8 protein-coding genes and 1 tRNA gene are annotated in these 8,771 nt (G+C 56.0%); 4 read left to right on the top strand and 5 right to left on the bottom strand.

The window, feature by feature from the left end:
* Positions 1-83 precede the first annotated feature (83 nt).
* Positions 84-488: a hypothetical protein gene (locus AC0QHF_RS02235; RefSeq protein WP_324702552.1), complete on the bottom strand. Its 405-nt coding sequence runs from the start codon at positions 486-488 to the stop codon at positions 84-86.
* A 342-nt stretch (positions 489-830) separates the two neighbouring features.
* Between AC0QHF_RS02235 and AC0QHF_RS02230 the strand changes: the two genes are divergently transcribed.
* Positions 831-1,157, top strand: coding sequence for a TMEM165/GDT1 family protein (locus AC0QHF_RS02230; protein ID WP_375341394.1), 327 nt, complete (start codon positions 831-833; stop codon positions 1,155-1,157).
* An 82-nt stretch (positions 1,158-1,239) separates the two neighbouring features.
* Positions 1,240-1,548: a TMEM165/GDT1 family protein gene (locus AC0QHF_RS02225; protein WP_324702550.1), complete on the top strand. Its 309-nt coding sequence runs from the start codon at positions 1,240-1,242 to the stop codon at positions 1,546-1,548.
* Positions 1,549-1,623: 75 nt separating this feature from the next.
* On the opposite strand, the gene AC0QHF_RS02220 is transcribed toward AC0QHF_RS02225, so the two are convergent.
* From AC0QHF_RS02220 to AC0QHF_RS02210, 3 genes are all read right to left on the bottom strand, one after another.
* Positions 1,624-2,409, bottom strand: coding sequence for an HAD-IIA family hydrolase (locus AC0QHF_RS02220; protein ID WP_324702549.1), 786 nt, complete (start codon positions 2,407-2,409; stop codon positions 1,624-1,626).
* A 178-nt stretch (positions 2,410-2,587) separates the two neighbouring features.
* The gene (locus tag AC0QHF_RS02215) at positions 2,588-3,934 is read right to left on the bottom strand and encodes a TldD/PmbA family protein (protein WP_324702548.1); all 1,347 of its coding nucleotides are present in this window, start codon (positions 3,932-3,934) and stop codon (positions 2,588-2,590) included.
* 246 nt (positions 3,935-4,180) lie between these two features.
* Entirely contained in the window at positions 4,181-4,417 is a 237-nt protein-coding gene (locus tag AC0QHF_RS02210; RefSeq protein WP_324702547.1) for a helix-turn-helix domain-containing protein, read from the bottom strand.
* Positions 4,418-4,767: 350 nt separating this feature from the next.
* Between AC0QHF_RS02210 and AC0QHF_RS02205 the strand changes: the two genes are divergently transcribed.
* A complete protein-coding gene (locus AC0QHF_RS02205; protein ID WP_324702546.1) occupies positions 4,768-4,941 on the top strand; it encodes a hypothetical protein in 174 nt (57 codons plus the stop codon).
* Positions 4,942-5,265: 324 nt separating this feature from the next.
* A tRNA-His gene (locus tag AC0QHF_RS02200) sits at positions 5,266-5,338 on the top strand.
* Positions 5,339-5,406: 68 nt separating this feature from the next.
* On the opposite strand, the gene AC0QHF_RS02195 is transcribed toward AC0QHF_RS02200, so the two are convergent.
* A complete protein-coding gene (locus tag AC0QHF_RS02195) occupies positions 5,407-8,526 on the bottom strand; it encodes a DEAD/DEAH box helicase (RefSeq protein ID WP_324702545.1) in 3,120 nt (1,039 codons plus the stop codon).
* Between the last annotated feature and the right edge of the window lie 245 nt (positions 8,527-8,771).

Genomic DNA, 8,771 nt, shown 5'->3' with positions numbered 1-8,771 from the left:
GGGCAAGCACAGAGGCTTGCCCCTACCTCTATTATTATCCATTCATTTCAGGGGCAAGCACAGAGGCTTGCCCCTACGTTGCTTTAATTCAACAATTGTGCCGCTTGGGCGTGCATCAGGGCGATATTCGGATCGCGTTGAATGGCTTGATAGTAGCGCTTTTCGCGATCGCTTCCCGTTTCGTCCACCCGCAGCAGAAAACTCGCCTCTTCCAACAGTCGGTTCACTTCGTCGAGGGTGACGGGTTCTTTTGAATCTAGGGTTTCATCAATTTTCACGATAAATTTGGAGTAGGGACGCAGCCAACTGAACCACTCGTCGCCCACCACCAGGCGGAAAAACTCGCCTTTGGACTGAATGCGTCCGTGCTGCTTCTCGTAGGTGACTCGTTCGGACTCCAGCAGGGCTTTGTGCAGGTGCAGCAAAGCCGTCCGAAACTGGCGGAGGCGTTGAAATGGAAGATCTAGGGGAGATGGGACTGAAGACATGGACAAAAATTGCGATCGCGATACATTATTTAATTTATCAACTCATTCGCCACTTTAAGCCGAGTCGCCACACCGCAGGATTTCTATACCGTCCCCGGTTAGAGGCGGGAAAATCTCCGTCCCGGGGCGGACGACTTCGCACCGAAGCCCCTTCCCCCCCTTGCATCTTCGCTCATATTAAGTTAAGTTAATTTTCATAATCCTTTCATCGTCGAACCCGTGACACTGATTTCTGATTCCGTGGATTCTTATCAAACTCAGCCCGATCGCCGTCCTCCGAATCCCGCACTGGAGGGGCAACCGTCCGACTCACCCCTCACCGAACCGCAGCCCCAACTCGGCATCGACTATTCAGAATCCGCGATCGCCGCCGCCTCGGCCCCCAAACCCCTCAAAATTTGGGCGATCTTCGCCTCCACATTCGTGACCATTTTTCTGGCGGAAATGGGCGACAAAACCCAAGTTACCACATTATTGATGACGGCGGAATCTCACAACCCCTGGGTCGTCTTTGTGGGTGCGGGAAGTGCTTTAATTACCACCAGTTTGCTCGGCGTTTTAGTCGGCCGCTGGCTGGCGAGTCACATCCAACCCAAAACCCTGGAACGGGCGGCAGGAATCACACTCTTATTTATTTCTGTCCTGCTGTTTTGGGAGATATTACATTAATTTAAACTATCGCTCCGACGGCATTTGTAGGGGCGAATGGCATTCGCCCTCCCGCAGTTTTAATTGAGAGTATCATTATCCAATGGATTTCCAACTATTAGGTCTGAGTTTTATCACGGTGTTTCTATCCGAGTTGGGCGACAAAAGCCAAGTCGCCGCGATCGCCCTCAGCGGCAGCACCAAATCCCCCCGAGCCATCTTTTTCGGCACGGCTTCGGCCCTGGTACTCGCCAGCTTTATCGGCGTCATCGTCGGCCAGGGTGTGGCGGAAGTGTTGCCGACTCACTGGGTGAAAACCGCCGCCGCGATCGGATTTGCTGTCATGGGAATTCGCCTGGTTTGGCAGAGTTTCCGAGATGAGGAAGAAGAAGGAGAATTGAGCGAATCTTGATTGTTTTTAGAGGCAATAGGCAATGGGCAATAGGCCATAGGCCATAGGATCGGGAATTTTGGGAACTTGTGGGCTTTAGGGAACCAATTCGCCGATGCCGCTGAGGACGTAGTGGGGTCGATAGGCGAACCGGTTCAAATCAGCCTCGGAAGTGACGCCGGAGAGAACCAAAACGGTGTCGATTTCCGACTCGATTCCGGCGATAATATCCGTATCCATGCGATCGCCCACGATCGCCGTCTCTTCCCGCTGACAGCCCAACTTTTTCAGGGCGTGCCGCATCATCAGGGGATTCGGTTTTCCCAAAAAATAAGCCTTCGATTCCGTCGCCAATTCGATGGGTGCCGTCAGCGCCCCCGTCGCCGGAATAATACCCTTTTCGGAGGGCGCTGTCAAATCCGGGTTCGTGCCGATCAGCTTCGCCCCACTCCGCACTAACTGCACCGCCTTGGCGATTTTTTCGTAACTGTAACTGCGGGTTTCTCCGATGACAACATAATCGGGATTGATGTCATTGATGGAAAATCCGGCATCGTAAAGGGCCGTAATTAACCCCGCTTCACCGATCGCAAATACGCTCCCCCCCGGACACTGCTGCGCCAAAAATGCAGCCGTCGCCAAAGCACTCGAATAAAAGTGACTTTCCTCCACCTCCACCCCCAGCCGCCGCAGCTTCTCCTTCAATTCTCGGGGCGATCGCTCGCTGCTGTTGGTCAAAAATAAAAATCGCTTGTCCTCCCGGTGCAGCCAATCCAAAAATTCCGTCACCCCCGGCAACAAATGATTGCCGTGATAGATCACGCCGTCCATATCGCAAATAAACGCCCGACGCTGTCGCAATTCATCCAAAGAAATCGTCATTTTAAACTTCACTCCAAATCAGGTGGGAGTCGGGAGTCGGAGGGCTCAGGAGGCGACCGGGGCGACCGGGGCTCAGGAGGCAATTTCTTCCTCCACTTACCGAAGCTTACCGAAGCTTACCGAAGCTTACCGAAGCTTCCCCCACACCCCACGCCCGCACACCCCACACCCCAATTCCCTAAACACTATCGGTGATGCTGCTGAAGTTGAACGCCTTGACCCGGACGCCCGGAACCACGCCCACATCGTAACGCGCCGCCGAACTCAGGGCATCCACATCCCGCAACAGGTGGGGCAGACTCTGGTTGAAGCGCATATTTTTGATCGGGTAGGCGATTTTGCCGTTTTCGATCCAAAACGTGCCGTCCCGCGTCATCCCCGTCACTTCCAAGGTTTTGGGGTTGATGTAGCGGACGTACCAGGCGCGGTTGACCAAAATTCCCCGTTCGGTTTGGGCCACCAGATCCGCCACGCTTTGGTCCGTCCCGGCCATGACGACCGGCCAGGGGCTTCCGGTGGGGGTTTGATTGTGTTGAGATGCCCAGTAGTGGCTGTAAATCAAGTTTTGGGGAACCCCATTTTCCACGAAGGTCAGATCGTCCTTGGACAACCCATCCATCGAGAATCGATAACCCCGAATCAGGGGGTGAGCCGGATTGCGGCGGACATTCACCAGGGGACTCAACAGGGGTTCGCCCAGCAAGTTTCCGGCGGGTTGGCCCTGGGAGTCGGTGCGGGACATGAACGATCGCCCCTCGTCGGCGGCCCGGGCGTCCAGGTTCCACACCACCCACATCAGCAGGCTGCTGAAGGCTGCGCCGTCGAAAATGACCGGATAGACCCCCGGCTCGATTTCGCGGGGATTTCGGGAATCTAGCGCCCGCCGGATGACCGTTTCGGTGAGGGGTTCGAGGGGGAGTCCGTCCATATTCCAGGCTCTGCGCCCGGTCCAACCCGAACCGGTGTCGATGCGGGCCGTGACGCTGAACTCTGCGGCGGTGTGGCGATCGCAGACTCGGACGCCCCGGGAATTGCCGACCGCGACCAGTTCCACTTCGGTGCTCAGGGTGCCGGACATTTCCACCCCGGCCCGGGCCCCCTGCTCGCAGACAGCCCGCACCTTTTCCCCCCGGGCGAGGGGCGAGAAGGTCGCCGTGGCTTCGTCAAAGGCGGCGGGGCGATCGGGGTAGGTCTGCGGTTCTACCAAGGGCACCCACTCGGGATCTTCCGGGGCGATGCGGGCCAGATCTTCGGAGCGGCGCAGGGTGTCGGCGATCGCTTCCGGGTCGAATTCCGTGGTGGTGACGGTGGCGCTGCGCCTCCCGAAATAGCTGGTGATTGCGAGTTTGAACTGATTCCCACTAACATTTTGGGTGATTTGATTTTCCGAGTAGCGGGTGAGGGTATCTTCGCTGTTGCTCAGGCAGACGGCCACTTCCTCGGCGTGGGATTGTTTGATGGTTTCCTCGATGAGCGATAGCGCTTCATCCGTGGTGATGGACGGGGATGCTGTTGCTACGGTCATAGTTCAGATCGTGGGTAGGGGCTGAATCTTGTTTAGCTTAACTCACAATTGATGGACGGAGGCAAACCCGCAAAAAAAACGCGATCGCCCATTTATTTAATTGAAAAGACTGGGGACGTACCGACCCAGTCTTGCGGAATTTTAGAGGCCGACAATCGCGGCAGTATTGAAGGGAAGTGAATTGATATTGAAAGGATTGTGAAAAAGTCGCGATCGCCCCGTGCAGAGGAGGCCATGAGTCCCGCTTCAACGTTTGAAGTACGGGTCGATCAAGCCGGTTTCCGTCCCTTCCATCTCCGCCAATTTCTGTCGAATTGCATTCATCGCCAATTGCGAAGGTTTGGCGCGGCCGCGCTCCCAGCGGTTGACGGTTTGGAAAGAAACCCCCAGCTTGGCGGCGAATTTTTCCTGAGATAACCCCAGACGCTGACGGAGGGTTCGGATCAGAGTTGGCAGATCGGCGGTGGTCGTGACTGACGTCATGGTAGATCGTCTCCCGAGTGATTCAATAATTTCACGTTACGATATAACACCCGATATAATCAATGGTAAAATTACGGAACTTGGGGCGATCGCTGTTGTAACAATTCTTCCGGCTGCTTCCGGGAAATTACGGATCAGTTAGCCTCCCACACCGAATCGGTCAGTTTTTTTTCGATTCCCATTCCGACCCGCCACCGCCACAGTCAGAAAAATCGGCATTTTTTTACAAAGTAAAATCGTCTAATTTTTCAGGCGCAAATGTCGGAGAGACGGACGCTTGTCGTTTTAAAATTTTGGGCTATAATGAAAATATAGAGAGAAAATCATTGCCATTAAGAGAGGTTAAGAAAATGTTACAAACCCTTCATAAATTTGAAGTTAAAACCGCCAGCCCCGCTTGGACGAAAAGCCAAGATAGACCCGAACGCAGCCGCCAGAAAACCTTGACAGAAAAAGGTAAATTGGTCGCCCATTGGCTCACCGACGACCAATCCCGACTGTATTGCCAGTGGGTTTGGGAATGAACGGAAGTGATATCAAATCCTGATAATTGACCACAAAACATCTGTGGTGGAGGGAGTCGGTCGTCGATCCTAGGGAGTCGAGTTTTCCTGTTTCCCTTGAGTCCTCCCGATGTCCGAGTATTTAACCGGATCTGATATTAGGCGACGCCCGGGACTCCCGACCCGGGATCAGACACCGGGGACATGGGAAGCCGGGGGGACGGGGAAAATGGTTTTCCCTTCCCCCAACCCCTTCAATCCCCTCGTCCGGGCCGTCTCGAAAGTTTTTTGTCGGGGGGGGTTGCATCTGCGGCGAAACCCGTGTTAAGATAATAAACCGGAATGGCGAGCGTAGCCAAGTGGTTAAGGCAGAGGATTGTGGTTCCTCCATGCGTGGGTTCGAATCCCATCGTTCGCCCTTAAGCGAATATTACCGATGACAAATAATTGGTGAATGTACAACAGGCTTTGGGCGATGGGCAAAGGCTAATCGCCCGCCACCCGCGATCGCATCCGGTGAAACAGGGGGTCGCCCCAAGTCATCAGCCGCAGCGACGGATCGGCTTCAAATGCTTCCGGGTCAAACGTGACCCGATCGCGATCGCCCCCCTCCGCCGAAAGTAGCGTCCAAACGCGATCGCCCCCATCCTCAAACTCGAACCCCCCCGCCTTCAAGAGCTTTGAAGTCGAGAACAGATCCTCCAAAAACTCCGGAGTCAGCCGAGACGGCGACAGGGGGCGGCGCAACTCCGCCAGATCCGCGTCCACGTCCATTTTCACCATCTCGTCCAGGGACGGGCGCAGGGGGTCGGCATCGAAGCTGTCCTCAAATTCCCCCATCAGCACATCCTCCTCTTCCGGGTCGGCGCTCATCGCCGCCCGCTCGATAAACGTGGGAACCCGGGCTAAAATGGGCTGGAGGTTGCCCACGACGTTGGCGAACAGCCCGATCCGCTCCCGCAGGCGGCGGTAAACCTTCGCTTCCACCGTGCCATCGTAGTAGAGGTTGTGGATCTTGACCGTGGGGTAGCGCTGCCCGATGCGGTCCAGGCGCCCGATCCGCTGCTCGACGCGCATGGGGTTCCAGGGCAAATCGTAGTTGACCAAAACCCCGCAGGTCTGCAAATTCAGCCCCTCGCTGGCCGACTCCGTGCACAGCAGCAGCTTGATTTCGCCCTGCCGGAACAGATTTTTGATTTTCCCCTTGGGGACGACCCGCCAGCGGGGGTCCGGGTCGTGGACGGGCAGTTCCCCGCCGCGCCCGGAATAGCAGGCCAGGCGATCGCCGTAGACCGATCGCAACTCGTCCCGCAGGTAGTCCATCGTATCAGTGTACTGGGTAAAAACGATCGCACTTTCCCGCTCCAAAAACTCCCGCCGCAGGGTATCCAGGAGAAACGACAACTTGCTGTCCTCCCCCGTATTCTCGAACTGCCGCAGCAACTCTTCCAAATACTCGATTTCCTTCGGATCGACCGGTTCGACGTAGGACTCCAGGCCCTCGATGATCGCGTCATCGGCGTCGTCGAGGTCCGCCAGGTCGTCCGGGGTGATGCTGATACCGTCCAGGCGCCGCTGGAGGGACTCGCGGATGGCATAAAAAGAACTCGTCAACCGCTTTCGGTACAAAGTCATCAGGAACCCCAAAGCCTTACGATCCTGTTTCTGGGCGAGGCGGTAGAAATTGCGGACGTAATCGCTGACGGCCCGGTACAGGGGAATTTCGCGATCGCGCTCCAGGGAAATCGCATTATCCGCCACCACCCGGCGGGGGATGTCCTGTTCCAGGAGTCCCCGGCGGTAATATTCCCGCAGGGTGTCGCGGGTGTGTCGGAACATCAAGTCTTTTAGGGGTGTGTTCGTACTCAGGTATTGCCGGGAACTAGCCACGAAAGACTCGTCCCCACAGAGTTGTTTGGGGTTGACCATCCTTTTACCCCGTTGCCAGATATCCTGGAGTTTGTAGCCTAGTAAGCGATCGCGATCGCCCAAAAGCTGCTGCATTCGGGGGCAAGGTTCCCCGCCACCCCGGAAATAATCCACGGACATCTCCTGCCAGAACTCCAGTATCGACGAGTTCGGGTCCTCCGAGAGGGAAGCAAAGTAGTTGCAGAAATTGTCCCCATAACGCCAGTGGCCGTGAAGTCCCAGCAAATCAAGCAAGTCAAACACCTCAATCGGATCGATCTGCATCGGCGTCGCCGAAAGCAAAATCAGCGAGTCAGTCCTTTCTCGCAACTGTCGCATCAACTCCAACAGGCTATTCGGCGTATCTTTCCCCGCTTTGGGAGCCCGGCGACGAGCGTGGTGAGCCTCATCGAGGACAACCAGATCCCAGGGCTCCGCCTCCAACAGTTCTTGAGCCCGTTCCCGGCGGCGGACGAGGTGGGAAGAAGCCAGAATCAGTGCGTGGCGGTTCCAGGGGTTGCCCTCACTCAGAGCTGATACCGTCCCGTAGGGGTCCTTAAATTCCCCCTGGCTGTAGCTCCAGAAGTGCAGGTTGAATTTTTCCCGCAGTTCCTCCTGCCACTGGGATTGAACACTGGCCGGAGCCAGTACCAAAACCCGCTCCACCCTGCCACTGACGAGCAGATAGCGCAGGATTAACCCCGTTTCAATCGTCTTTCCCAGGCCCACCTCGTCGGCGATCAAAAAGCTGCGGGGGAAGGTGTCGGCGACCCGGCGCAGGATTTTGAACTGGTGGGGCCAGGGCCGGACGGGGATGGATTTCAGGCAGAAGTCCAGGCAACTCGGATCGCGGGGCAGGTCGAACAGGGGGGCGAAGGCCTCCAGTTCCCGGCGCCGTTCGGCTTCGGTCAGTTTTTCGGGCTCCGGCGGGGGCGGTTCCGCCGGGTCGATCGCCCGAGTGTCGAATTCCTGCTCATGCTCCCAGGTGGGTTTGGAATTGGGGGTGTAGCGCAGCAATTTGGCGCGGACGGCTTCGGGGATGTCGAACAGCTTCACATTGGGGGCGAAATCATTCCAAAGCTGCTCGAACCGGAACACCTCCTCATCCACCCGCTCGGCGTCCCGGCCCCCCTCCCAGCCGCAATAGACATGGAAAGATTCGACGTTGAGCTCCCAGCCGCTCGGGGTTTCGTTGTTGGAGCCGAAAAACACCAACTGATTGCCATTATCGTCAATAAAAATACCAACTTTTTCGTGAAAAATGTGGTTCGGGTCGAGTTGTTGTTCCGGGTTTTCCGGCATCCCGTCCGACTTCAGGGGGACGGCGATTTTAATGTCCAGGCGCCCGTGTTGGATCAGCCAGGAGAGGATCTCGAAGTGCCGGAGTTGCGCGAAGGTTTGGGGCGGGGTGAAAGTCGCATCCAGACGATCGCTCAAAGCCTCCCGGAGGGCGTACCCCCGTCGAATTGCCTCCAAGTCCGCCCGGTCGAACTGGCATCCCATAATGAGCCGCATTTTGCCATCATTTTCCAGCAGGGCACCCAACCCGGCGGCGACCCGGCTCAGGATGGCGCCGGAGAAAAACCCCGACTTGCGATCGTATTGACGGCAATTTTCCAAAGCCGGGATGTAAAAGTCAAGAATCGGGTTATTTTCATTAGTAGAGTAGCTGCTGCGCCAGGAGCGATCGGGTAACATAATTAGACAATAGGTAATATCGAATCACTTTTCATTGTTAATTATTAATTGTTAATTGTCAAACAAATTCAATTCCCCTCCCCCACTTGGGGGTAATTCCAACTGTTTGACAACAACTTTCGCCTTGCTCTCGTCCATTCCCAGCCACACGGGTAAACCGGATCTGATATATAGACGGTGCGTTACATTTCATTAACGCACCCTACACCGGCTGAAACAGTCCGGTAGGGTGGGTTAGGCGCGGC

The organism is Lyngbya sp. CCY1209, from assembly GCF_055795065.1.
Note: the sequence above shows the minus strand (reverse complement) of the source record. Positions and strands in the feature narration are given on the sequence as shown.